Origin of the sequence: Microbacterium sp. p3-SID336 (assembly GCF_025143365.1) — a bacterium.
Lineage (GTDB): Bacteria > Actinomycetota > Actinomycetes > Actinomycetales > Microbacteriaceae > Microbacterium.
The window spans coordinates 1-23,289 of the sequence record NZ_JALXPE010000008.1 but is presented as its reverse complement, the minus strand read 5'-3'; the positions used below and the strand labels follow the sequence as shown (position 1 = coordinate 23,289).

The following is a 23,289-nucleotide window of genomic DNA, read 5'->3' as shown; positions in this document are numbered from 1 at the left end:
GGGCGGCGTCGTTACTATCGTCGGACATCGCCATCACCGCCTTTCGCGCTCTCGGGGGTCACACGACCCGACGCGCCAGCATACTCCTCCCTCCTGGGAGGCGGGCCGGAGAGGTCGCGAACGTCCGGAGGCGTCTCCGAAGCGGGGTGCGGGGGCGGGTCGAGCGGGTCGTCTGCGAGCATGTGGGGGTGAGCCGATCCGTCGACATCGATGAGCTCCTGGTGGCCGAGCTCGTCCAGGAGCAGTTCCCGCGCTGGGCGGACCTGCCCGTGCGCGCGGTGGCGCGCCAGGGGTGGGACAACCGGACGTTCCGTCTGGGTGATGAGCTGTCGGTCCGGCTGCCGAGCGCGGAGTCCTATGCGGCGGCCGTCCGGAAAGAGAGGCAGGCGCTCGACTTCCTCGACGGAAGGTTGCCGGTCACCGTTCCCTCCGTCGTGGCGCTCGGCGAGCCGGGGAGGGGCTATCCATTTCCCTGGTCGGTCCGCCGGTGGCTGGCCGGCGACACGGTCGACCGCGCGGAGGGCCTCGACCGCGTCCGACTCGCGAATGATCTCGGCGGACTCCTCCGCGCCCTGAGAGCTCTCCCAATCGACGCGGGGACCGCGGCCGGGCGGCACTCGTTCTATCGCGGGTCGCATCCGAGCGCGTACAGCGATGAGGTGCAGGCCGCGCTCGCGCAGCTGGACGGCACGGTGGACGCGGAACGCTGCCGGAGTGTGTGGCTCACCGCGACGACCAGTGCCTGGGGCTCCCCGCCCGTCTGGTTCCACGGCGACGTCGCCGTCGGCAACCTCCTCGTCCGCGACGGTCGGCTGTCGGCGCTGATCGACTTCGGTACCTGCGGGGTCGGTGATCCCGCCTGCGACCTCGTGATGGCGTGGACGTTCTTCGACGGGGACGCGCGGGAGGCGTTCCGCGATGCGGTGGGCCTCGATGACGCGACGTGGCAGCGCGCCAGAGGGTGGGCGCTCTGGAAAGCCCTGGTGACTCTCGCCGGGGAGCCGGGACCGGGAGCGGACGACAGTCGGAGAGTGCTCGACGAGGTGCTGGCGAGTCCGCTCTAGGGGACGATCGCGTCGATGTAGCCGCCGTCCACGCGCACGGCGGCACCCGTGGTGGCGGAGGCCAGCGGGGAGGCGAGGTAGGCGACCATGTTCGCGATCTCCTCGGGCTCGATCAGCCGCTGCAGCAGCGACTGGGGGCGGTGCAGGCGCATGAACTCGCGCTGCGCCTCGTCCCACGGCAGCGCCGGGTCTACCAGGGAGTACACGAAGTCCTCCACGCCGCCGGTGTGCGTCGGCCCGGCGAGCACCGAGTTCACGGTCACGCCGGTGCCGGCCGCCTCCTTCGCGAAGCCGCGCGACACCGCGAGCAGCGCAGTCTTGGACATGCCGTAGTGGATCATCTCGGCCGGGATCACCACGGCCGAGTCACTGGCGATGTCGAGCACCCGCCCCCAGCCGCGCGCCATCATGCCCGGCAGCGTCGCCCGGATCAGCCGGACCGCGGCGAGCACGTTCACGTCGAAGTACCGGCGCCACTCGTCGTCGGAGATGTCCAGGGCGGGGGTCGCGCCGAAGACGCCGAGGTTGTTCACGAGGATGTCGACGTCGCCCGTGGCGGCGAGCACCGCATCCGCCCCCTCCGGTGTGGTGACGTCGCCGGCAGCGGCCACGAGGTTCCGCTCGGGGCTCTCGTCCTGCAGCTCGGCGACCACCCTCTGCACGGTCTCGGCGCTGCGGCCGTTCACCGCCACCCGTGCCCCGGCGTCGGCGAGCGTGGTCGCGATCGCACGGCCGATGCCCTGTGTCGAGCCCGTGACGAGGGCGGTCTTCCCGGTCAGATCGATGCGCATGCGGTCTCCTCCGTGTCGGTGCGGCCCCTGGTGCAACAGTGCCACCGTTCGATCCATGCCCGCACGGGGTCAGGGCAGCGCTCCGGCGGCCGTCCCGCTCGTGATCGCGGTGAGCGCGAGCGGGGCGAGGGCGGCGGCGAGCTGCAGTGCGGTCGCCTCGGGGGTCTGCACGGGGAAGGCGGTGCCGAAGGCCCAGCGGTCGGGGTCGTCGCCCAGGCGTTCCGCCACGGGGGTGGGGCCGTTCACGTGCCACAGGTCCAGGCGCAGGGCGGGGGGCGCCGCGTCGCCGAGGTGCCGGTTCAGCTCCGTCCAGTCCGCGCGGTTGAGACCGCTGAGCAGCAGCGGTGCGCTCGGGCGGGAGCGCACGAGGTCGGCGAGGCGATGCAGCTCCAGGTCGACGGCGGGCGACAGGGGGTGACGGACGCGGGCGTCGTCGAGCCGTGCGATCAGCTGCACGGGCAGGCCGCGTTCGGCACACGCATCGAGCACGGCGCCGACCAGGGCCACGTCGTAGCGGTGGAACCCCGGCGCCACGCGCACACCGACGGCTCCTCCGGCGGTGAGGTCGTCGAGCTCGCGCGTCCAGTCCGAGTCGCGCGGGTCGACCGTGGCGAAGACACGGAACAGCGGGTCGTCCGCGCAGGCGGCGAGCGCGGCCTCGTTGCCGGTGCGGGTGTCGAAGCCGAACAGCGAGGCCAGGTGCGACACCCACAGCGTGCGCAGACCGAGGCGGTCCGCGTGCCCCCGTAGGGCGTCCGCGTCCGCGCTCGCTCCGAGCCGGTACGGCCACTGGCCGAGGAAGCAGGTCGTGTCGGTCGCCCCGAGGTCGCGGAAGCGCGCCAGCAGCCGTCGCGCCTCGGCGGTCATGCCGCCACCTCCGCGAGCCAGCGGCGGACGGTGCCGCCGAACACGCGCTCCTCGGCCTGAGCGTCCAGCCCCGCACCGAGCACCTTGCCCACGTTCGCGGCCAGGTCGATGTGCGGGAGGTCGGAGCCGAACACGACCCGGTCGGCCCCGAGCCGCTGCACCGCGAGCGCCACCTCGCCCGCGCCGATGATGGTGCCGGAGGTGTCGACGGCGACGTTCGGCAGCGGTCGCACCGTGTTCACCGCCGACTCCGGCTGCCCGCCCAGATGCGCCATCAGGAACCGCACCTCCGGATGCCGGCGCGCGGCGGCGGCGATGTGGTCGGCGGTCGACTCGTAGGGGAAACGGCCGACGGTCTTCCGCCACGCGTGCGCCAGCACGATCAGCCGATGCTCCGCCGCGTACTCCAGGATCGGGTCGCACAGCGGGTCGTCCGCGAGCGTCGCGATCCACAGCTTGATGCCCACCATGCCGCGGTCCTCGACGTTGCGGCGCAGGTCGTCGAGGCTGTCCGCCCCGAACCGGGGGTTCACGTAGCAGTAGCCGCGCAGCCGGTCCGGGTGCCGGTCGAGCTCGCGCGCCAGGTCGGCGTTCATGTCGCGCACCTCGTCGAGCGAGGGATGCGCCTGGAACGCGCCGAGGTTGCTGCACAGGAACAGCTCGATGCCCAGGCGCTCGCCGAGGTCGAGGATGGCGGGGTCGAAGCGCCCGCCGTCGAGGTGGGTGTGCGCGTCGATGCCGGTCATGCGCACTCCCGCAGGGCGAGCGCGGCGCGGCGCAGCGTCTCGTCGACGTCGGCGTCGGTGTGCGCGGCGTTCACATACACCACACGGTAGAGAGACAGCCCGTGCCGGAAGGCCGCCCGCAGGAACGCCCGCACGGCCGCGTCGTCTCCCACGAACTGCGGGCACGCAGGGTGTCCCTCGAGGCGGAAGCCCGCAGCCGCGCCGTCGAACAGCGCGTTCAGGCCCTGCTGCAGCCGGGCGCCGGTGCGGTGCAGCCGACCGATCACATCCCCGTCGCGGATCGCGGTCATGGTGGCGGTCGCGGCCGCGAGGGACAGGGTCTCCCCGCCGTAGGTCGAGGTGACCACGACCTCGCCGCGGTCGAGCACGCCCAGCACGTCGCGCCGGCCGCTGTACACGGCGAGCGGCATGCCGTTCGCGATGCCCTTGCCGAACACGGCGAGATCCGGCAGCACCCCGGTCGCCTCGCCCATGCCGCCGAGGGCCACGCGGAACCCGGTGACCATCTCGTCGTAGGCGAGCAGTGCGCCATGCCGGTCGGCGAGCTCACGCAGATACCGGTAGAAGCCCGCGGCGTCCGGCAGCCCCGGGTAGTCCGCGGCGACCAGGATCAGCGCGACCTCGGCGCCGCGCTCTGCGAACAGCGCGTCGAGGGCGGCGCGGTCCTCCCAGTCGACGGCGTGATGCAGGGCGGCGAGGGCTGCGGGCACCCCGGGTACCGCGTCGCTCGTCGCACCGGGGAGCACGCGCGCCCCGGCGGCCAGGGAGTTGAGCCAGCCGTTGTACCCGATCTGCACCACGCGGTCGCGTCCGGTGTGCGCCCGGGCGATGCGGATGATCGCGGCGAGGGCCTCCCCGCCGGTCTTCAGGAAGCGCGCGGCCTCCGCGCCCGGCACCAGCGCGCAGAACAGTTCCGCGGTCGTGGTCTCCAGCGGATGCGGGTGGCCGAACAGGATGCCGTCGTCGAGCTGCGCCCTGATCGCGGCATCGACCGCGGGGTCGGCGTAGCCGAGCGTGACGGGGCCGAGCGCGCAGCGGTAGTCGATGAACTCGCGGCCGCGCTGGTCCCACACGCGGCAGCCGTTCCCGCGCACGATCACCTCGGGCTCCTCGGGCAGCAGCGTCGGCGCCTTCGAGTTCGTGCTGGAGCCGACGGGCATCACCGCGAGCGCGCGGGCACGCCAGCCGGTCGTCGTGGGGGTGTCGGTGTCCATTCCAGGGCCTCTCTGCCGGGGAGCGGTGCGGGTGCGGCGCGGGGCTGGGCGCCGGGGTTCAGGAGAGCGTCACGACCTCGCCGCCGCGCTCGGCGGAGGCCTGTGCCGCCGTGACGATCTCCACGGTGCGGATGCCTACGCCGGCGTCCGGCTGCGGCTGGCGCCCCTCGCGCACCGCGCGCAGGAACTCGTCGAGCAGCAGCGCGTCGAGGTCGGCGCCCACCGGCGTCCAGGTCTCGCCGTGCGCGTCGTGACCCGCGACACCCTTGGCGAACGGGCTCACGGTGACCGTGCCGCGTTCGGCCATCACCTGCAGCGTGAGACCGCCCCAGGTGGCGGAGCTCATCGGCCAGCTCCAGGAGCAGTCGATCGTGGCGACCACGCCGCCCGGGTACCGGACCGTGACGAGTCCGCCCGTCTCGACGGCGACCTCGCGGTCGGCGTGCAGGATGCGGTTCGACACGGCGCGCACGCTCTGCGCACGCTCGCCCAGCAACTCGTCGAGCAGGTCGGCGCAGTGCACCACGTGATCCACCAGGGCCCCGCCGCCGGCGAGCGCGGGGTCGGTGAACCAGGCGCGATCCTGCGGCAGCTTGCCGTTGTTGATGCCCGTCACGCCGAGGATGCGGCCGAGACGCCCGCTGCGCAGCTCGGCGATGGCATCGCGCACGGCGGGGGAGAACCGCACCGGATAGGCGACCATGAGCAGCACGCCCGCGGCCTCACACGCGTCGCGCATCGCGATCGCGTCCTCGACCGTGGTGGCGAGCGGCTTCTCGCACAGCACGTGCACGTCGGCGGCGGCCGCCTGCTCCACGAGCGCACGGTGTCGGGAGTTCTCGGCGGCGATCACCACCGCATCGGGCCTCCACGCGAACGCCGCGTCGTAGCTGTCGACATAGGCCACGCCGAGCTCGGCGGCCAGGGCGGCACCGCGAGGCGCGTCGTCGGGCGCGGTCGCACCGTCCGGGTCGGCGGCGATCAGCTCGACGCCGGGCATCGAGCTGAGTGCGTGCACGTAGCTCAGGGCATGGGTGTGCGCGAAGGACAGGACGGCGATGCGCAGTGGGGCGGGGGCGGTCATCGGGCGGCCTCCTCGGTGACGGGCGCGGTGGGATCGGACGGGGTGGCGCGCGGCACGGGGTCACCCTCCGCGTCCTGGGCCTCGGCGGCAGGGAGGGCGACCGGGGCGACCGGGGCGCCCGCGGCGATGGAGGCATACGCGGCCTCGGCCACCGCGACCGCGGCGATACCGTCGGCCGGGCTCACCCTGGCATCCCGTCCGGAGGTCAGCGCCGACACGAAATCGGCGATCTCGGCGTAGTACGGGCTCTCTTCCGGTGACATCGGCGGCAGGTAGTCCGTGGCGCCCTCGGCCAGCACGGCGTCGGTGCGCAGCGTGTGGTCCTCGGCGCTGTCGTAGCGGAGGCGGCCCGCGGAGCCCGCGACCTCGACGCTCGTGCGGAACGGCATGCCCGGGGCGACCCAGCTCGCGTGCAGGTGGCTGAGGACGCCGTTCCGGTGGGTGAGCACGACGTGCGCGGTGACCGGAGCGGGGACCCGGTCGTCCGCGGTCGGCGGGTTCTGGACGGCGTACACCGACTCCACGGGCCCCGCGAACCACAGCGCCTGGTCGATGTCGTGGATCATGAGGTCGCGGATCACGCCGCCGCCGGCGCGCTCGGAGAAGAACCAGGGCGTCTGCGGCGCGGAGCCTGCTCTGCTGAACCGCTGCACCGCGAGCGCGCCGACCTGCCCGGCGTCGATGCCGGCCTTGATCCGGGCGTACTCGCCCATGTACCGCACGACGTGCGCGGGGAAGAGGCGCACGCCCGCCTCGGCTGCGGCGGCGGACACGGCGGTCGCGGCGTCGGCGGTCGCGGCGAGCGGCTTCTCGCAGATCACGTCGCGCCCGCGGCGGATGGCGCGCAGGGCGAAGTCGGCGTGGGTGCTGCTCGGCGTCACGATGTCGACGAGGTCGACCAGCTCAATGAGGGCGTCCACATCGGCCACCACCTCGAAGCCGTACTCGGCGGCGATGTCCTCGGCGCCGTCGAGCGAGGTCACGTAGCCCCGCGCGCCGAGGGCCCGCCACGCGTCGGCGTGCACGCGGGAGATCCCTCCCGCGCCGATGAGTCCGACCTTCAACGTGCTCACTGCTTCTCCTCGGTGTCGTCGGCGGCCGCCTGTTCGGGCGGCAGCGGGGTGATCGGCGGCGCCGGCATGTCTTCGATGCCGTAGATGGCGGACGGGTGCCGCTGGAACGCGTGCACCACGGCACCGTGCGCTGCGGCCTCGGCTCCCAGGCGGGCTTCGGCGACCGGCACCTGGAACGGCAGTCCGAGGTGCCCGGGGAGGGCGGCGCGCAACGGGTCCAGCAGCTGCTCGTGGGCGGCGGAGAGACCGCCGCCGATCACGACCATGGCCGGGTCGACCGTCATGATCAGGGTGGCGATGCCGTGCGCGAGCTCGTCGATGAAGCCGTCGAGCTCCTGCCGCGCCGCGGCGTCCCCCTGGCGCGCGAGCGCGAACACCTCCGCGGCCGTCGGCGCGGCGCGCCAGGAGATCTGCCCCGTCTCGGTGTTGAGACCGCGGAAGGCGAGGCGGCCGATGTCGCCGGCCGCGTTGTGGATGCCGCGCCGCGGGCGTCCGCCGAGGATCAGTCCCATCGCGATGCGGTTGCCGACGGAGAGGTAGATGACGTCGTCGACGAGCTGCGCGACCCCCAGGTGATGCTCGGCCACGGCGGCCAGGCGCACGCCGTTGTCGACCGCGACAGGGCAGCCGAACGCCTGGCGCAGCTGCGAGCCGATGTCGATGCCCGACCATTCCGGGATCACGACCGAGGTGGTGACCCGGCCGGCGTCGTCGACGATGCCGGGCAGGGAGACGCCGATGGCGCGCATGCGCGATGCGGGGATCCCGGCAGCGGCGAGGCTGTCGCGCACGTGACCGATCACGGCGGTGAGCTTGGCCGGGCCGTCGGGCTGATCGGCCACCCCGGGGTAGCCGCGCTGGGCGACGACGGCTCCGGCGAGGTCGGCGAGCACGATGCGCACGCTGGCGACGCCGATGTCGACCCCGGCGACGATGCCGGCGGCGGCGTGGAAGGAGTAGCGCCTGGCCGGGCGTCCGGCGCCGCCGCCGTTCTGCGCCGGGGCGTCGACCAGGAGCCCGGACTCGCTGAGCACCGTGACCGCGTTCTCGACCGAGGTGCGGGAGATCTCGAGGGAGCGGGAGAGGTCGCTGACGGTCGCGGGTCCGGCATCGCGCAGTCGCAGCGCGGATCGCGCCACGATCGAGAGCGGATGTGTCACGCCCATGTGCCGTCCCTCCTTCGTCCCCGTCGTTGGTGCGATCAAATTAGCACACCGAATTCTCAGATCGAGTTTTGTTGTTGATTGCCGGGAAACATGCCTGAAACACGGGTCTGAGAACTTGTGCTTGACGAATTATCCCACGTCAATGTCATAATGAACCGTACTCAGCACGGTTTACGCAAAGGAGCACCATGCGCGTCAGCAAGATCACCGGCGTCGTCGCGGGAGTCGCGGCCGCCACCCTGTTGGCCGGATGTTCGGCCGGCGGAGGCAACACCGCAGAGGGCGAGCAGGACATCACGGTCTGGCTCTACCCGGTCATCGCCGACGAGGCGGTGCACAAGGACTTCTGGGACTCGACGATCGCCGCGTTCGAGGAAGAGCACGAGAACATCACCGTGAAGTACGAGATCTTCCCGTGGGCCAACCGCGACGAGGCGCTGCAGACCGCCATCGCGGCGGGCAAGGGCCCCGACGTCGTCTACCTGATCCCCGACCAGCTCGCGGCGTACCAGAAGTCGATCGCACCGCTGAACGATCTCCTCAGCGACGAGCGCCAGGACGACCTGCTGCCGAACGTGAAGACCTCCGTCACGATCGACGGCGACATCCTCGGCGCTCCGATCCTCACCAGCGCGATGCCGCTCATCTGCAACGCCGCCGCGTTCGAGGCCGCGGGCGTCACCGAGTTCCCGGAGACCTGGGACGACGTCGCCGCCATGGCGCCGAAGTTCGTCGAGAAGGGCATGTACGCCCTGAACTACCCGGCCTCCGCCGAGAACACCCTCAACCTCACGTACTACCCGCTGCTGTGGCAGGCGGGCGGCGCCGTCTACACCGAGGACGGCGAGGTCGGCTTCGACAGCAAGGCCGGCGAGAAGGCGCTCACGTTCCTCACCGACCTGGCCGAGGAGGGTGCGCTGGACCCCGAGGCCCTCACCACCAACGTGCCCCTCGAGCAGACCGCCGTCGCGCAGGGCAAGGTGGGCTGCACCTGGAACAACGCCGTGACCGAGGTCGCGCCGTTCTGGGGCGAGGAGAACGTGGAGGTCCTCGCGCCGCTCACGGAGAAGGAGTCCGTGGCCTACGGCACCGTCGGCTCGCTCTCCGTGCTCAAGGGCTCCAAGGCGAAGGACGCCGCCGCCACCTTCGCGGAGTACGCGACCGGCGCCGACGTGGTCGAGCCGTACCTGAAGGCCGCCGGGTTCTTCTCGGCACTCAGCACCACCGACCCGCTGTATGCGGACGACCCGCTGCTGGGCGAGGTGGAGAAGTACGTGCCCGACACCACGGTGGGCGAGCTCGACGCCAGCTCCCGTGCGCTGATGGGCGTGCTGTCGCCCGAGATCCAGGCCGCCCTGCTCGGCCAGAAGTCGCCGGCCGACGCGCTCAAGGACGCCGCGGCCGCCGCAGCCCCGCTGCTGCAGAAGTGACACCACGGGGGCGTGCGGTCACCCGCCGCACGCCCCCTCCTCCCCGCCCCCGACGTGAGGAATGGACAATGACGACGGCCACCACGGCACCGAAGCCCGCAGGGCGCGTCGCCCGGGTGCTGGCCCGACGGGAAGCGCGCATCGCGTTCCTGTTCGTGCTCCCCGCCTTCCTGCTCTTCATCGCCTTCCGCTTCGGCCCGAGCATCGCGGGCGTGGCGCTGAGCTTCTTCGACTACGACATCTCGGGCGAGATCGCCTGGCGCGGGCTCGATCACTTCCAGCGCCTGGTCGCCGATCCGCTCTTCTGGCGGGCGCTGGGCACCACCGTCATCTACACGGTGCTCGCGGTGCCGATCGCCCTGGTGCTGTCGACCGTGATGGCGCTCGGCGTGCGGCGGGCGTTCCGCGGTGCACGCTTCTTCCGCTCGATCTTCTTCCTCCCCGTCATCACCTCGCTGGTGCTCGCCGGCTCGATCTTCGTGTGGATCTTCTCGGCGAACGGCCCGTGGTCGGCGCTGATGACCCCGCTCGGGCTCGGCGGCTCCTGGCTCGGCAGCACCGTGCTCGTGATCCCCGCGATCGTCGTGGTCGGCGTCTGGTCCCGGTTCGGCTACGGCATGATGATCCTCATCGCCGCGCTGCAGGACGTGCCTCGTGAGCTGGAGGAGGCCGCGCTGGTGGACGGCGCGAATGCCTGGCAGCGGTTCCGGTGGATCATCCTGCCGCACCTGCGCCCCACGTTCTTCTTCCTCGCGGTGATCGAGACGACCGCCGCCTTCCAGGTCTTCGACGTGATCTACGTGATGACCCAGGGCGGCCCCGCGAACGCCAGCTACTCGCTCGTCTACCTGCTGTACGACCAGGGCTTCCGCTACTTCGACTACGGCTACGCGGCCGCGGTCGGCGTCGCCCTGTTCCTGATGACCCTCGTGGTCGCCCTCATCCAGCGCCTCGTGATCGGAAAGCAGAAATGACCGCCCTCCTGCAGCCGCCGACGCAGACCGCGGCGCCGACCCCGCAGCCCTCCGCCCGGAAGCGCCGCTCGTTCCGCGCTCTCGAGCCCACCGGCTGGGGCGTCGTCGTCCGGTGGATCTGGCTGAGCCTCGCCGGCATCCTCAGCTTCTTCCCGTTCTACGCGATGGTCGTGCTGAGCCTGAAGCCCGGCATGGTCGTGGAGCTCCCGGGCTCGCTGCTGCCCTGGAAGGACATCTCGTTCGAGGCGTACGAGCAGGTGCTCGGCGGACAGAACATCCTCGGCTGGCTGTTCAACACGCTCGTGTACTCGCTCGTGTCGGTCGTGGCCGTGCTGTTCCTCTCCGCGCTCGCCGGATACGCCTTCGCCAAGAAGCGCTTCCGCGGCAAGGAGGTCATGTTCTGGTCGTTCCTGGCGATGGTCATGGTGCCGTTCCACGTGACCCTCATCCCGACGTTCATCCTGATGGCGAACCTCGGCGGCATCGACACCTACTGGGGCCTGATCCTGCCGACGCTCGCCAACGCGCAGGCCGTGTTCCTGATGCGGCAGTTCATCCAGGGGCTGCCGGACGAGCTGTTCGAGGCGGCGCGGATCGACGGCGCGGGCGAGTTCCGCATCTTCCTGCGGATCGTGCTGCCGCTGTGCAAGCCGATCCTCGCGACGCTCGGCATCTTCGTGTTCCTGTGGCACTGGAACGACTTCCTGTGGCCGCTCATCATCGCCAAGTCCAACTCGATGTTCACCCTCACCGTGGGCATCTCATCGCTGCAGCAGCAGAACGTGCCGCTCAGCACCATGCTCGCCGGCTCCGTGGTGGCGCTGCTGCCCATCTTCCTCGCGTACCTGATCGCTCAGCGCTACGTGCAGGAGGGTGTCACCGGCACCGGGATCAAGGGCTGAGAAGAAGGGAAAGCACCACACATGACTCCGCACAGCTTCGCCTCCGAGGCCGAGCTCGAAGAAGCCCTGGCCACGCCGAGCGAGGGGCTCGTCGCCGACCTGGCGCGCGGCTCCGGCGACCTCGTGATCCTCGGCGCGGGCGGCAAGATGGGGCCGACCCTCGCGATGCTCGCCCGCCGCGGGCTGGACGCGGCCGACCGGAAGGACGACGCCGTGCACGCGGTCTCCCGGTTCGGGGACGCTGCGATCCGTGAGCGCCTGGAGGCTGCGGGCGTGCGCGTCGTGCCGTTCGACCTGATCGAGAACGACGACCTCTCCGGCCTCCCCGACGCCCCCAACGTGGTGTTCATGGTGGGCGCGAAGTTCGGCGCAGCGACCAACGCGTCGTGGGCGTGGGAGGTCAACGCCGCCCTGCCCGACCGGATCGCCCGCCGCTACCGTGACAGCGCCATCTCGGTGCTCTCCACCGGCAACGTCTACCCGTTCCTGCCCGCGTCCTCGGGAGGGGCGTCGGAGGACGTGACGCCGGCCCCGATCGGGGAGTACGCGCAGTCCTGCCTCGGCCGCGAGCGGGTGTTCGAGTTCGGGGCGCAGGAGCGCGGCACGAAGGTCGCGATCATCCGCCTGAACTACGCCGTGGACCTGCGCTACGGCGTGCTGGCCGACATCGGCAGCGCGGTGCATGCGGGGGAGCCGGTCTCGGTCGCGACCGCCAACGTCAACGTGATCTGGCAGGGCTACGCGAACGAGGTCGTGCTGCGCAGCCTGGTGCACGCCTCGACCGAGCCGTTCGTGGTGAACCTCACCGGGCCCGAGCTGCTGAGCGTCGCGTCGATCGCCCGCCGCTTCGGCGAACTGTTCGAGCGGGAGGTGACGATCGTCGACGAACCGCAGCCGACCGCGCTGCTCAGCGACGCCCGCCGCTGCATGGCCCTGTTCGGCTACCCGTCCGTGTCGGCGGAGCAGCTGATCCGCCTGCAGGCCGGGTGGATCCGCGACGAGCTGCCGATGATCGCCAAGCCCACCAAGTGGGCCGTGCGGGACGGGAAGTTCTGATGGCGTCCGCTCCGGGCACGGCCACCGTGCCCGCCCTGCGCCCCGAGGCGGCGGCCACGCTCGCCCGCGGTGCCGTGATCCCCGCGCACCCGCTGGCGCTGACCGCCGACCGCACGCTCGACGAGCGCCGGCAGCGCGCCCTCACCCGGTACTACCTGGATGCGGGCGCCGGCGGCATCGCGGTGGGCGTGCACACGACCCAGTTCGAGATCCGCGACCCGGAGCACGCGCTGTTCGAGCCCGTGCTGGCGCTCGCGGCGGAGGAGCTGGACGCCCGCGCGGGCGCCGAGGTCGTGCGCATCGCCGGTGTCGCCGGCGGCACCGCCCAGGCGGTGGCGGAGGCCGAGCTCGCCCGCGGGCTCGGCTACGACGCCGTGCTGGTGAGTCCCCGCGTCGCGGGCGCCGACGAGCGTGCCCTGCTCGAACGCGCCCGCGCCGTCGGCGAGGTGCTGCCCGTGGTGGGCTTCTACCTGCAGACCGCGATCGGCGGGCCCGTGCTAGGCCGCGACTTCTGGCGCGAGTTCGCATCGATCCCGTCCGTGGTGGCGGTGAAGGCCGCGCCGTTCGACCGGTACCGCACGCTGGAGCTGGTCCGCGGGGTCGCCGCATCCGGTCGCGCCGACGAGATCGCCCTCTACACCGGCAACGACGACGCGATCGTCGCCGACCTGCTGTCGGAGTTCCACGTGGACTCGCCGTCCGGCCCGCGTACGCTGCGGTTCGTCGGCGGTCTGCTGGGGCAGTGGGCGGTCGGCACGCGTGCCGCGGTGGAACTGCTGGAGCGCGCCCGTCGGGCTATGGAGGGCGACGCGGTCGCGTACCGCGAGCTCGGCCTGCTCGCTTCCGACATGGTCGACGTGAACCAGGCCGTGTTCGACCCCGGCAACGACTTCCACGGCGTGATCGCCGGCGTGCACGAGATGCTGCGGCAGCAGGGCCTGCTCGACGGCACCTGGTGCCTCGATCCCGCCGAGGGACTCTCGCCGGGGCAGGCCGAGGAGATCGCCCGCGTGCGCCGGGCGTATCCGGCGCTGAACGACGACGCGTTCATCGCCGAGCACCTCGAGGGCTGGCTGCGGTGAGCGCGGCCGTGGGTGCCCCGACCGTGGTGGCGGCGGTCCCCTCCGACCTGTTCGCGGAGTTCTTCTCCGCGGAGGACGCGGAGCGGCTGCGCGCCATGTCGGGGGAGCACGGCGGCGGTTTCGTGCGCGTCGCCCGTCTGGAGGAGGCCGACCTGCGTGCGGCCAGGGTCGTGATCACCAGCTGGGGCGCGCCGCCGTTCGACGCCGCGCTGCTGGACGCCCTCCCGGCGCTGGAGCTCGTCGCGCACACCGGAGCCTCGATCAAGGCCTTCGCGACGGATGCCCTGTACGACCGCGGGGTCCGGGTGACCCAGGCGGGCGACGCCATGGCGCGCCCGGTCGCCGAGGTGTCGCTGGCCTTCACCCTGGCGCTGCTGCACCGGCTGCCGGCGCTGCACAACGGCCTGCGGGCAGGCGGCTGGTACGACGCCGCGACCGCGGGGGTGCAGCACGAGATCCTCGGCGCGCCCATCGCCGTGATCGGCGCCTCGCGCACCGGTCGGGCGTACCTCTCGCTCGTGCGCGCCCTCGGGGCGGAGCCGCTGCTGGTCGATCCGACCCTCGATGCCGCCGCTGCCGCCGCCCTCGGCGCCGAGCTGGTGCCGCTCGACGAGGCGCTCCGCCGCGCACGCATCGTCGCAGTGCACGCGCCGACCCTGCCCGAGACGCATCACCTGATCGGTGCCAGGGAGCTGGCGCTGATGCGGGATGGCGCCGGGCTCGTGAACACCGCCCGCTCCTGGCTCGTGCACGAGGCCGCGCTGATCGCCGAGGTGCGGTCGGGCCGGCTCTCCGCCGCGATCGACGTGTTCGACGAGGAACCGCTCGCCGCGGACAGCCCGTTGCGCACGCTGCCCGGTGTCCTGGTGACGCCGCACCGGGCGGCCGGCACGCAGGAGGGGCGGCTGCGTCAGGGGCGGATCGTCGCGGACGAGGTCACCGCGTTCCTGCAGGGTCGTTCGCTCGCGCACACGGTGGACCGCGCGCGCCTGGCCTCGATGGCCTGAGCGTGCGGGGCAGGGGCATGGCCGCCCGCTGACGGCGGCACGACGCTTCCGGGCGACCGCTCGGACGGCTCTGGGGTCGGGGGACTGAACGGAGAATGCGGCTCGGCCGGACGGCCGGACGCCTGACCGCGGCGACGACGCCGCAAGGAGGATGAGCATGACCCAGCTCGACAACACGGACACCGCGGCCCTGCGGAGCAGGCGCATGCTGCTCGCCGGATTCGGGGCCGCCGCGCTCGGCGGTGTCGCGGCGGTCGGCGCCCCCGCCGCTGCCCAGGCGTCCGGCCCCGCGGTACCCCTGGAGGCGGCCGGCTCGAAGTCCGTCGCGAACGGCGGCACGGCGACGGCGCTCGCGGCGCGCAAGGGCAAGGACGGCGACCTGGTTCGCACGGCCGGCTACGCGGCACCGGGTGACGGCGGCGGCGGCCTCTACCGTTTCGTGAAGAAGGACGGCCCGGCGGCGAACGGCGGCACGGTGCTCGCGGGGGCCAAGGGTGGCGTCTGGGTGCTCGTGCACGGCGGCGTGGTCGAGTTCCGCCAGTTCGGCATCATGGACGCCTCCGTTCCCGCGGACGACGCGCTCGACGCGATGGTGCTCGACCCCGCGGTGCACCGCGTGGAGGCGCACACCGACCTGAACTTCGTGCGCCGCCACCGATTCTCCCGGTCGAACATCGCCTTCGACTTCGGCAATCACCTGATGACCACGGAGGGCATCGAGAACGCCGGCAAGGACGACCCGTTCGCGGCGGTGATGTTCTTCCGCGGCGAGGTGACCGAGGCCGTGCAGGAGGCTCGGCTGGGCGAGACCGTGCCCGATCTCGCCGACGTGTTCCCGGTCGCCGACTCCTCGTTCTTCGCGGTGGGCGAGTGGTACGCCGCCGAGGTGAACGCGCTGTCCGGCCGCTGGGAACGCGAGCTGCAGCGCCTCGTCCAGGTGACGCAGATCGTCGACGGCACCCACATCCGCGTGAACTACAAGAACGGCTGGCCGCTCGGCAAGGACCGCACGATGACGTGGCGGCACGTCGTCCCGGTGCAGGACGTGCGCGTGTCGAATCTGCGGTTCCTGGGCGGCGGTACCGACGAGTACACCGGCTCGCACCCGCTGGCGTTCGAGTATGCGGTGCGCTGCGACGTGGATCACATCGACGGCACCGCGACGTTCTGGCCGCTGATCCAGCGCCGGTGGAACACCTACTTCACGACCGAGAGCTGCACGCTCAAGAACCCGACCTCGGTCACCTGGGGCGGCGCGGGGTACCTCACGCAGCAGATCTACTGCCTCTACGGATACGTCGCGAACTGCCACACCGCGAACGCGCGGCACCTGAACGACTTCACCGCGAGCGCCTACTGCCTGGTGGAGAACTGCCACGGCGACGGCGACGACCAGGGCCCCTTCGTCACGCACGGCCAGTACGAGCACGACCTCACCTACACCGGCAACTCGGGGCTGATGACGTTCGCGAACTCCGGCGCGGCCTGGGGGTCGGCTGCCAAGCGCATCACGGTGCGCAAGCACGTGTGCTCCTGGTTCGTGGCGCGCGTGCGCATCACCGATCTGACGCTGGAAGACGTGCAGGTCATCGGCAAGCCCTCCCTCTCCGGCTCCGGCATGCTGTGGGTGAACGCCGACGGTGCGCAGCTGCGCGGCTGCACAGCCTCGGACACGCTGATCCTCACGCAGGCGTCGGACAATTCGGCGCGCCCGACCGTGATCGCCGACTCGCACTTCACGTTCACGGCCCCTGGCGAGCTCACGAACGCGACCGTCGCGACGCCCGTGACCTTCGTCGACACGGTGCTGACGGGTGTCGGCGGGATGAAGGTGCTCGGCGCCGGGGCGGTCACGTTCCGCGGCTCGACCCTGTCTGCTGCGGACGATGCGGCGCCGATCGCGACCTCCTCGGAACGGTTGCGGTTCGAGGGCTCGACACTGCGGAACGTGCGGATCGCGGCGGCGACGGCCGGGCGGCACGCGGTCGAGGTCGCCGGCTCCGACGTGGCGTGGAAGGGTGGCACGGGAGTGGAAAGGTCGGGGGAGGGTGAGCTGCACGTGACCCTCACCGACAGCACCCTCCGGGCGGAAGCCGACGCCGTCCACGTGTCACTGGCGGGAGGCAAGACCCACTACCGCGCCGTGGGCAACCGCTTCGAGGGCGGGTCGCTCGACCTGAGGGACGATGCGTTCGGCTCCGCCTCGACCCTGCTGCACACGGGCAACGTGGAGGCAGGCGTCACCCGGGCGGCATTCCCGGCGGCGGGCGACCGCGTGGTCGACACCGCGAACCTGGTGGTCTGAGGCGCCCGGCCTGGGGGAGTCGACGCGGCTCTCCCGGGCCGAGCCCGCCTTTCGGAGGGCGAAGTAGCGTGTTACCCATCAGATGACATAGGGTGGACGCGCCAGAAATGTTCACAGGGTGCATCGAGGGGGCTCGGCATCCGCCCAGAAGAGACCCGGCTGTTCCCGAGGCATCCGGGTGGTCTTCCATACCCTTCGAGAAGATGAAAGCCCTACCCTACGCACACACCAGAATCCGCCGTACCCTCTTCGCCTCTCTCGCAGCCCTCTCGCTGCTGGGCGGTGCCGTCGTCGCACAACCTGCGGCGGCTTCCGACACCACGAACGTGATCTCGTCGATCATCACTCGGGGCTCTGACTGGTCGTACTACCGATCGGGCGAGGCCCCGGGTGATGAGTGGCAGTCCGGCTCGACCACCTGGGCGGTGGGAACGGCTCCGTTCGGCGTCGGCACCAGCACCGGCAAGGTCGCCACCACGATCGTGTCGGGCTCCGATCGCCCGCTCGCGGCCTACTTCACCAAGAGCTTCACGCTCACCGACGACCTCCCGGAGTGGTCGTGGATCAACACCTGGGCCGACGACGGCATCGTGGTGTGGATCAACGGCGTGGAGATCGGCCGCAAGAACGCGCCCGAGGGCGACATCACGCCGAAGAGCTACGCGACCGCGGCACCGTCGTCGAAGACCGCCCGCAGCAACCCGGTGTCGTTCTCGGTGCCGATCACGGCGCTGCACGAGGGCGAGAACACCATCGCCGTGCAGGTGCTCGCCAACTACCACGACACCCCGAACCTGACGTTCGACGCCCACCTCGTGCGCGAGGACGCGACGACGGATGGCGCCGCGGTGGCTCCTGCGCCGGAGCCGACCGTCGCCCCGTCTCCGTCTCCGTCCCCGTCCCCATCGACGGAACCGACGACGGAGCCTGCGACGGAGCCCACGACCGAGCCGGCCGCGGAGCCGACGACGGAGCCGACCGAGCCGGCCACCGAGCCGCCCGCGGACGACGAGGAGAAGTGCGGGGCGCAAGCGCTGCTGGCACCGGCGTGCGGCGCGCTGTGGGGCGTCTACGCCACGGGCGGCGACTCGCTGACCGCCTCGGTGACGGGGTTGGAGGACAAGGTCGACCGCACCTTCGACATCACCATGCGGTACCACGACTTCTCCGAGCACCAGCACCAGGGCGTCTTCCCTGACATCGCGGAGCAGGAGCTGGGTCAGGACCGCACCCTGCTGTTCTCGTGGCAGGCGCGGGTGTCCGACACCGACACGAACATCCCGTGGTCGAAGATCATCGCCGGTGACGAGGACTACTACATCGATGCGGCCGCCGACCGCATCAAGGCGTACGCCAAGCCCGTCATGATCGCGTTCGACCCCGAGTTCGACAACGAGCCCAACCGCATGAAGGGCTCGATGAGCGACTACGCGGCCGCGTACCGCCGCGTCCACGACCGGTTCGCCGCGCGGGGAGTCACGAACGTCGCGTGGGCCTGGGTCTCCACCGGGTACCTCGGGGCAGGCAACGACGATCGGATCCTCGACGGGTATCCGGGCGACGACTACGTCGACTGGATCGGGTACGACCCGTACAACTTCTACACGTGCAACGACACCGAGTGGACGACCTTCAAGGACAAGATCCAGCCGAAGTACGACTTCTTCGTGGAGCACGGCCTGGGTGACAAGCCGCAGCTGCTCTCGGAGTACGGCACCTCGTACAACGTGAGCGACCCCGCACTGGCCACCGCATGGCACCGCGACATCCCCGACGCCCTCAAGGGGTTCCCCAACCTGAAGGCCCTCGTGCGCTTCAACTCGGAGGGCGAGCTCGGCACCGGGGAGCAGTGCCAGCTGCAGATCGAGAACGGAGCGGGCATGCTCGACTCCTTCCGTGACGCAGGGCTCGACCCCTACGTGAACACGCGGAAGGACTGACCGCCGCGACGCCCGCCGTCGGCGCGACTTCGGTCGGCCCGGCGGCGGGCACTCCCGCGAACACGCGACTCTGCCGCGCAATGCGACCGGGCCCCTCCCGAACCCTGGGGCTCCGACTCCGCGATGCCGCCGGGCTCGTCCCACCCCTGCGGGCTCGGCTCCTACCGAACCTGCGGGCTCCGGCTGCGCGATGCCGCCGGACTCGTCTAACCCTGCGGGCTCCGGCTGACTGATGCGGCCGGGCCTCCCGACACCCTGCGAGATGATGAACGCTTTCCTCCGCGCACGAGCGCGATCCCGTCGAATCCTGGCCGCCGCTCTCACGGCGGCCGCCGCCCTCGTGGGGGCGGTGATCGCCGCGCCGCCTGCCGCCGCGAGCGAGCCCTCGGACGTCATCTCCTCGATCATCGAACGCGGGTCGGAGTGGTCGTACGACGCCTCCGGCCACGCACCCGCCGAGGGGTGGCAGACCGCCGCGCTCCCGTGGGATGTGGGCAGCGCGCCGTTCGGCCTCGGGTCCAGGGCGGGGCGGATCACCACCCGCATCGACGCCGGACCGGAGCGACCGCCGTCCGTGTACTTCTCGAAGAGCTTCACCCTCACGGACGACCTGCCCGAGTGGAGCTGGATCAACACCTGGGCCGACGACGGCATCGTGGTCTGGGTGAACGGCGTCGAGGTCGGTCGTAAGAACGCGCCGAAGGGCGAGGTCACGGCCGACAGCGCGGCGACCGCCGCACCGTCGTCCCGCGCGGCCCGCTCGAACCCGACCTCGTTCTCGGTTCCCGTGGCGCTGCTGCACCAAGGCGTGAACACCATCGCCGTGCAGGTGCTCGCGCACCACCGCCGGACGCGGAATCTCAGCTTCGACGCGCACCTGGTCCGCGAAGACATCGGCGGTGCCGGAGTCCCGGCACCGTCCAGCTCCCCCGCGCCGTCCCCCAGTCCTTCCCTGTCCCCGTCGCCGACACCGCCCGCCTCCCCGTCGCCGGCACCGTCCCTCTCCCCGTCGCCGTCCGCCTCCAGCTCTCCGGAGCCGGAGGGTGAGACCTGCGGCGCGCAGGGCATGCTCGCACCGCAGTGCGGCGCACTCTGGGGCGTGTACGACACCGGTGACGGCGACGATCTCGCGGCGGGCGTCACCGACCTCGAGGCCACGGTGGGCCGCCGGTTCGACATGACGATGCGGTACCACGACTTCTCGACGCACCCTCAGCAGGGCGTCTTCCCCGATGAGGCGGAGCGCGAGCTGGGGCAGGATCGCACCCTGCTGTTCTCGTGGCAGGCGCGGGTGTCCGACACCGACACCGACATCGCCTGGTCGCGCATCGCCCGCGGGGAGCTCGATGGCTACATCGACTCCGCGGCGGATCGGATCGCGGCCTTCGGGCACGACGTCATGATCGCCTTCGACCCGGAGTTCGACATCGAGCCGAATCGCGACAAGGGGTCGATGGCCGATTACGTCGCGGCGTATCGGCGGGTGCACGACCGTTTCGCCGCAAAGGGCGTCACGAACGTGGCGTGGGCGTGGGTCTCCTCGGGGTACCTCGGCGACGGCAACGACGATCGGATCAGGGCCGCGTACCCCGGTGATGCCTATGTCGACTGGGTGGGGTACGACCCGTACAACTTCTACACCTGCAACGGCACCCCGTGGACGACCTTCGGCGACAAGATCGACCAGAAGTACCACTTCTTCACCGAGGGCAGCCTCGCCACCAAGCCGCAGATCCTCACCGAGTACGGCACGTCGTACAACGTCAGCGATCCTGACCTGGCGGCCCGGTGGCACCGCGAGATCCCGGCGGCGCTCAAGGAGCACCCGAACCTCAAGGCGCTCGTGCGGTTCAACGCCGGCGGCGCGCTCGGGTCGGGGGAGCCGTGCCAGCTGCAGATCGACAACGGCGCCGGGATGCTCGACTCGTTCCGCGACGCCGGACTCGATCCCTACGTCAACACTCGCGAGGACTGAGCACGGAGTCCCACGCGGGAGCCCGGGCCTGCGGCGGCGGAGTCCGACGCGGGGCAGCCCGGGCCGACGAGGGTCGGGCCGTCGGGCTCCGTGGGGTGCGGCGCGGGGCGAAGCCTCACGCTCCGGGGGAGTGAGGCGCACGATGTGTGCGGGGGCGGCGGCGCAGCCCGATGCGCTCGGCGTGCGACGTGTGCCGGCTCAGGCCTCAGGGGAGGGCGTGATGCGCTCGACGGCGCGCGTGACGTGCTCCGCGATGACCGTGCGTGCGCGGTCCGGGTCTCCGCTCGCGATGGCATCGACGATCTGCTGGTGGCTCCGCACGTGCTCCTCCTGCTCCGCAGGGTCGAGGGCGGCGTTCGCGGCGTGCAGGAAGCCCGCGATGCGGCCGCGCAGCTGGGCGCTCAGCTCATCCAGGAATCGGTGCTCGGCGAGGTCGGCCAGTGCCTCGTGGAACAGCCGGTCCTGGCGCAGCACCTCGTCGATGTCGCCGGGAGCCGCGGCGGACATGGCGCGGATGATCGCGCCGAGCCGCTCGGCGGACTCCGCATTCCACCTCTCCTGCACGCGCACGGCCATGTACTGCTCGAGCACGATCCGCAGGCTCGAGATCTCCTCCAGGTCCTGCGCGGTGAGGCTGGCGACGCGTGCGCCGCGTCGGGGTTCGCGCGTGATGAGGCGCTCTTCGGCGAGACGGGTCAGAGCCTCGCGCACCGGGATGTGGCTGACGCCGAGGCGGTCGGCGAGCTTGCGCTCGACCAGGCGCTCGCCGGGGGCGAGCTCGCCGGAGTGGATGGCGGCGCGCAGTTCGTCCGCGACCTGTTCGGCGATGTTCTGATCCGACACGCTGCGCATCGTTGAGCCCTTCCCGGTCGGCGGTGCCGTCCGCTCGTCGAGCGGCGGCTCTTTCGCTCGCTCGATGCTATGGCATTCGCGGGCGACGAAGCGGAATGCCGCGGAATCGATGGGGCGTGACGAGAACGTGACCTCGTCCACGCGATTGCCTCTCGACAACCTCACCCACTTGCTACATGCTATAGCGAAACACCTCTCACCCGAATCGTCACCCGACACCTGGAGGCACCCATGTCGCGTCGTCGCCTTTTGCTCGGTGGAGCAGTGCTGCTCACCGCAGCGCTCGTCACCGCCGGTTGCAGCACCTCGTCCGCCCCCGACGGCCAGGCCCAGGAGGGCGGCACGCTCACCGTGGCCGCCGCCCAGGGCATCCCGCAGCTGAACCCCGCCATCCGCACGTTCGCGTGGGAGGAGGTGCTCTTCCCCCTCCTCTGGAACGGCCTGACCAAGACCGACGAGTCCGGCGAGGTGGTCGGTGATCTCGCCGAGAGCTGGGAGACCTCGGACGACCAGATGACCTGGACCTTCACCCTCCGCGACGGAGTGACGTTCTCGAACGGAGAGCCGTTCACCGCACAGGACGCGGTCGCCTCGTTCGACTACTACCTCGACCCGGAGACGGCGACGCAGGAGAAGAACAAGATCGAGATGGTGACCGACGTCGCCGCTCCCGACGACAAGACCGTCGTCGTCACGCTGTCCGAGCCGATCGCCACGTTCGACGCGGGCATCGTCTGGGTGAAGATGCTCGACGTCGACGCGCTCGACACGATCGACAAGGAGCCCATCGGCACCGGTCCCTACGTCGTCGAGAAGTTCACACCGGACGACAGCCTGACGCTCGTGCCGAACCCCGAGTACTTCGGCGAGGCGCCGGCGCTCGACGAGATCACCATCGTCAAGGCCGCCGAGTCGACCGCCGCCGTCACGGGCCTGCGGTCGGGAGACATCGACGTGCTGTGGTCGGTCCCCCAGGGCGATGTCGCCGGGCTCGAGGGCGGCGGAGACATCGCGCTCGTCAAGCCGGAGAATCCGAGCCAGTGGCCGTCGTGGGAGGTGGACACGACGTCCCCGCCGTTCGACGACGTGCGCGCCCGCCAGGCTCTGGCCTACGCGGTCGACCGCGAGGCCATCCTCGACGCGGCCTACTACGGCCAGGGCACCGTCTCCCCGACGAACAACGCGCTCGGCGAAGTCAACCCGTGGTACGGCGGCGACCTGACCGACTACTCCTACGACCTCGACAAGGCGAAGGAACTGTTCGCCGAAGCCGGCGTCACCGAGGGCAGCACGCTCACCTGGTGGGGCGTCGCCGGGCAGTACCCGGAGTGGAACACCAGCGGCGAGATCCTGCAGGCCAGCCTGAAGGAGATCGGCATCACGCTGAAGATCGACAACAACGACATCGGCACCTGGGTGGACTCCTTCTACCCGGCGGGCAAGAGCTACCCGGGCTACATCGTGCCGAACTTCCAGTCCACGCCGCCCGAGCCCGCCTACTCGCTGAACTTCTATCTGGAGGGGCGCTGCGAGTGCAACTGGGCTGACCCCGAGTTCCAGTCCGCCTTCGCGGCCGCGGTCGCCGAGCCGGACGAGGCCGCACGCGCCGAGAAGTGGGGCACCGTGCAGACGATCATCAACCAGCAGGTGCCGCTGATCGTGCCGCTGCAGTCCACCGTGGTCACCGCGACCAGCACGAAGGTCGACGGCGTCTGGGTCGAGGGCGGCGGTCAGCTGCACCTCGAGAACGCGCAGCTGAAG

Annotated in this window: 19 protein-coding genes; 11 read left to right on the top strand and 8 right to left on the bottom strand. The window is 71.3% G+C overall.

Features of this window, described 5'->3' with window-relative positions; all coding sequences use genetic code 11:
* Window positions 1-188: 188 nt before the first annotated feature.
* Window positions 189-1,064, top strand: coding sequence for an aminoglycoside phosphotransferase family protein (locus M3C17_RS03660; RefSeq protein ID WP_259976285.1), 876 nt, complete (start codon window positions 189-191; stop codon window positions 1,062-1,064).
* Here M3C17_RS03660 and M3C17_RS03655 read toward each other — a convergent pair.
* The 7 genes from M3C17_RS03655 to M3C17_RS03625 form a co-directional block, all read right to left on the bottom strand.
* Window positions 1,061-1,855 (bottom strand): SDR family NAD(P)-dependent oxidoreductase, encoded by a 795-nt coding sequence (locus M3C17_RS03655; protein WP_259976284.1) that lies wholly within the window; start codon window positions 1,853-1,855, stop codon window positions 1,061-1,063. The two genes, M3C17_RS03660 and M3C17_RS03655, sit on opposite strands and share 4 nt — an antisense overlap.
* A 69-nt stretch (window positions 1,856-1,924) precedes the next feature.
* Window positions 1,925-2,722: a hypothetical protein gene (locus M3C17_RS03650; RefSeq protein WP_259976283.1), complete on the bottom strand. Its 798-nt coding sequence runs from the start codon at window positions 2,720-2,722 to the stop codon at window positions 1,925-1,927.
* The gene (locus tag M3C17_RS03645; protein WP_259976282.1) at window positions 2,719-3,468 is read right to left on the bottom strand and encodes an amidohydrolase family protein; all 750 of its coding nucleotides are present in this window, start codon (window positions 3,466-3,468) and stop codon (window positions 2,719-2,721) included. Before M3C17_RS03645 ends, M3C17_RS03650 begins: the two co-directional genes overlap by 4 nt.
* Entirely contained in the window at window positions 3,465-4,682 is a 1,218-nt protein-coding gene (locus M3C17_RS03640; protein WP_259976281.1) for an aminotransferase class III-fold pyridoxal phosphate-dependent enzyme, read from the bottom strand. The genes M3C17_RS03645 and M3C17_RS03640 overlap by 4 nt, the downstream gene beginning before the upstream one ends.
* Before the next feature lie 58 nt (window positions 4,683-4,740).
* Entirely contained in the window at window positions 4,741-5,766 is a 1,026-nt protein-coding gene (locus tag M3C17_RS03635) for a Gfo/Idh/MocA family protein (RefSeq protein WP_259976280.1), read from the bottom strand.
* Window positions 5,763-6,839, bottom strand: a complete 1,077-nt coding sequence (locus tag M3C17_RS03630; protein ID WP_259976279.1) for a Gfo/Idh/MocA family protein — start codon at window positions 6,837-6,839, stop codon at window positions 5,763-5,765. Before M3C17_RS03630 ends, M3C17_RS03635 begins: the two co-directional genes overlap by 4 nt.
* A complete protein-coding gene (locus tag M3C17_RS03625; RefSeq protein ID WP_259976278.1) occupies window positions 6,836-8,005 on the bottom strand; it encodes an ROK family protein in 1,170 nt (389 codons plus the stop codon). Before M3C17_RS03625 ends, M3C17_RS03630 begins: the two co-directional genes overlap by 4 nt.
* A gap of 188 nt (window positions 8,006-8,193) precedes the next feature.
* On the opposite strand from M3C17_RS03625, the gene M3C17_RS03620 reads away from it, so the two are divergent.
* From M3C17_RS03620 to M3C17_RS03580, 9 genes are all read left to right on the top strand, one after another.
* A complete protein-coding gene (locus M3C17_RS03620; RefSeq protein WP_259976277.1) occupies window positions 8,194-9,435 on the top strand; it encodes an ABC transporter substrate-binding protein in 1,242 nt (413 codons plus the stop codon).
* Between the two features lie 68 nt (window positions 9,436-9,503).
* Complete coding sequence (locus M3C17_RS03615) at window positions 9,504-10,409, top strand: carbohydrate ABC transporter permease (RefSeq protein ID WP_259976276.1); 906 nt, start codon at window positions 9,504-9,506, stop codon at window positions 10,407-10,409.
* On the top strand, window positions 10,406-11,311 hold the full coding sequence (locus tag M3C17_RS03610; RefSeq protein ID WP_259976275.1) for a carbohydrate ABC transporter permease: 906 nt from the start codon (window positions 10,406-10,408) through the stop codon (window positions 11,309-11,311). The genes M3C17_RS03615 and M3C17_RS03610 overlap by 4 nt, the downstream gene beginning before the upstream one ends.
* Window positions 11,312-11,332: 21 nt before the next feature.
* Window positions 11,333-12,367 carry an NAD(P)-dependent oxidoreductase gene (locus M3C17_RS03605; RefSeq protein WP_259976274.1) on the top strand — a complete coding sequence of 345 codons (1,035 nt, stop codon included), beginning with the start codon at window positions 11,333-11,335 and terminating at the stop codon, window positions 12,365-12,367.
* On the top strand, window positions 12,367-13,449 hold the full coding sequence (locus M3C17_RS03600; protein ID WP_259976273.1) for a dihydrodipicolinate synthase family protein: 1,083 nt from the start codon (window positions 12,367-12,369) through the stop codon (window positions 13,447-13,449). The genes M3C17_RS03605 and M3C17_RS03600 overlap by 1 nt, the downstream gene beginning before the upstream one ends.
* A complete protein-coding gene (locus tag M3C17_RS03595) occupies window positions 13,446-14,456 on the top strand; it encodes a hydroxyacid dehydrogenase (RefSeq protein WP_259976272.1) in 1,011 nt (336 codons plus the stop codon). Before M3C17_RS03600 ends, M3C17_RS03595 begins: the two co-directional genes overlap by 4 nt.
* A 157-nt stretch (window positions 14,457-14,613) precedes the next feature.
* A complete protein-coding gene (locus tag M3C17_RS03590) occupies window positions 14,614-16,761 on the top strand; it encodes a peptidase C14 (RefSeq protein WP_259976271.1) in 2,148 nt (715 codons plus the stop codon).
* Window positions 16,762-16,964: 203 nt separating this feature from the next.
* Window positions 16,965-18,701 carry a glycoside hydrolase family 26 protein gene (locus M3C17_RS03585; protein ID WP_259976270.1) on the top strand — a complete coding sequence of 579 codons (1,737 nt, stop codon included), beginning with the start codon at window positions 16,965-16,967 and terminating at the stop codon, window positions 18,699-18,701.
* 262 nt (window positions 18,702-18,963) lie between these two features.
* Entirely contained in the window at window positions 18,964-20,676 is a 1,713-nt protein-coding gene (locus tag M3C17_RS03580; RefSeq protein WP_259976269.1) for a glycoside hydrolase family 26 protein, read from the top strand.
* 198 nt (window positions 20,677-20,874) lie between these two features.
* Here M3C17_RS03580 and M3C17_RS03575 read toward each other — a convergent pair whose 3' ends face one another.
* Window positions 20,875-21,528: a GntR family transcriptional regulator gene (locus M3C17_RS03575; protein WP_259976268.1), complete on the bottom strand. Its 654-nt coding sequence runs from the start codon at window positions 21,526-21,528 to the stop codon at window positions 20,875-20,877.
* A gap of 231 nt (window positions 21,529-21,759) precedes the next feature.
* On the opposite strand from M3C17_RS03575, the gene M3C17_RS03570 reads away from it, so the two are divergent.
* Window positions 21,760-23,289 (top strand): ABC transporter substrate-binding protein (locus M3C17_RS03570; RefSeq protein WP_259976267.1); only part of this gene is annotated, 1,530 nt, incomplete at its 3' end.

Excerpts from the sequence above, each read along its gene's own strand:
- M3C17_RS03655 (WP_259976284.1), bottom strand. The coding sequence starts at position 1,855 with ATGCGCATCGATCTGACCGGGAAGACCGCCCTCGTCACGGGCTCGACA.
- M3C17_RS03650 (WP_259976283.1), bottom strand. The coding sequence starts at position 2,722 with ATGACCGCCGAGGCGCGACGGCTGCTGGCGCGCTTCCGCGACCTCGGG.
- M3C17_RS03645 (WP_259976282.1), bottom strand. The coding sequence starts at position 3,468 with ATGACCGGCATCGACGCGCACACCCACCTCGACGGCGGGCGCTTCGAC.
- M3C17_RS03640 (WP_259976281.1), bottom strand. The coding sequence starts at position 4,682 with ATGGACACCGACACCCCCACGACGACCGGCTGGCGTGCCCGCGCGCTC.
- M3C17_RS03635 (WP_259976280.1), bottom strand. The coding sequence starts at position 5,766 with ATGACCGCCCCCGCCCCACTGCGCATCGCCGTCCTGTCCTTCGCGCAC.
- M3C17_RS03625 (WP_259976278.1), bottom strand. The coding sequence starts at position 8,005 with ATGGGCGTGACACATCCGCTCTCGATCGTGGCGCGATCCGCGCTGCGA.
- M3C17_RS03620 (WP_259976277.1), top strand. The coding sequence starts at position 8,194 with ATGCGCGTCAGCAAGATCACCGGCGTCGTCGCGGGAGTCGCGGCCGCC.
- M3C17_RS03615 (WP_259976276.1), top strand. The coding sequence starts at position 9,504 with ATGACGACGGCCACCACGGCACCGAAGCCCGCAGGGCGCGTCGCCCGG.
- M3C17_RS03610 (WP_259976275.1), top strand. The coding sequence starts at position 10,406 with ATGACCGCCCTCCTGCAGCCGCCGACGCAGACCGCGGCGCCGACCCCG.
- M3C17_RS03605 (WP_259976274.1), top strand. The coding sequence starts at position 11,333 with ATGACTCCGCACAGCTTCGCCTCCGAGGCCGAGCTCGAAGAAGCCCTG.
- M3C17_RS03600 (WP_259976273.1), top strand. The coding sequence starts at position 12,367 with ATGGCGTCCGCTCCGGGCACGGCCACCGTGCCCGCCCTGCGCCCCGAG.
- M3C17_RS03590 (WP_259976271.1), top strand. The coding sequence starts at position 14,614 with ATGACCCAGCTCGACAACACGGACACCGCGGCCCTGCGGAGCAGGCGC.
- M3C17_RS03585 (WP_259976270.1), top strand. The coding sequence starts at position 16,965 with ATGAAAGCCCTACCCTACGCACACACCAGAATCCGCCGTACCCTCTTC.
- M3C17_RS03580 (WP_259976269.1), top strand. The coding sequence starts at position 18,964 with ATGATGAACGCTTTCCTCCGCGCACGAGCGCGATCCCGTCGAATCCTG.
- M3C17_RS03575 (WP_259976268.1), bottom strand. The coding sequence starts at position 21,528 with ATGCGCAGCGTGTCGGATCAGAACATCGCCGAACAGGTCGCGGACGAA.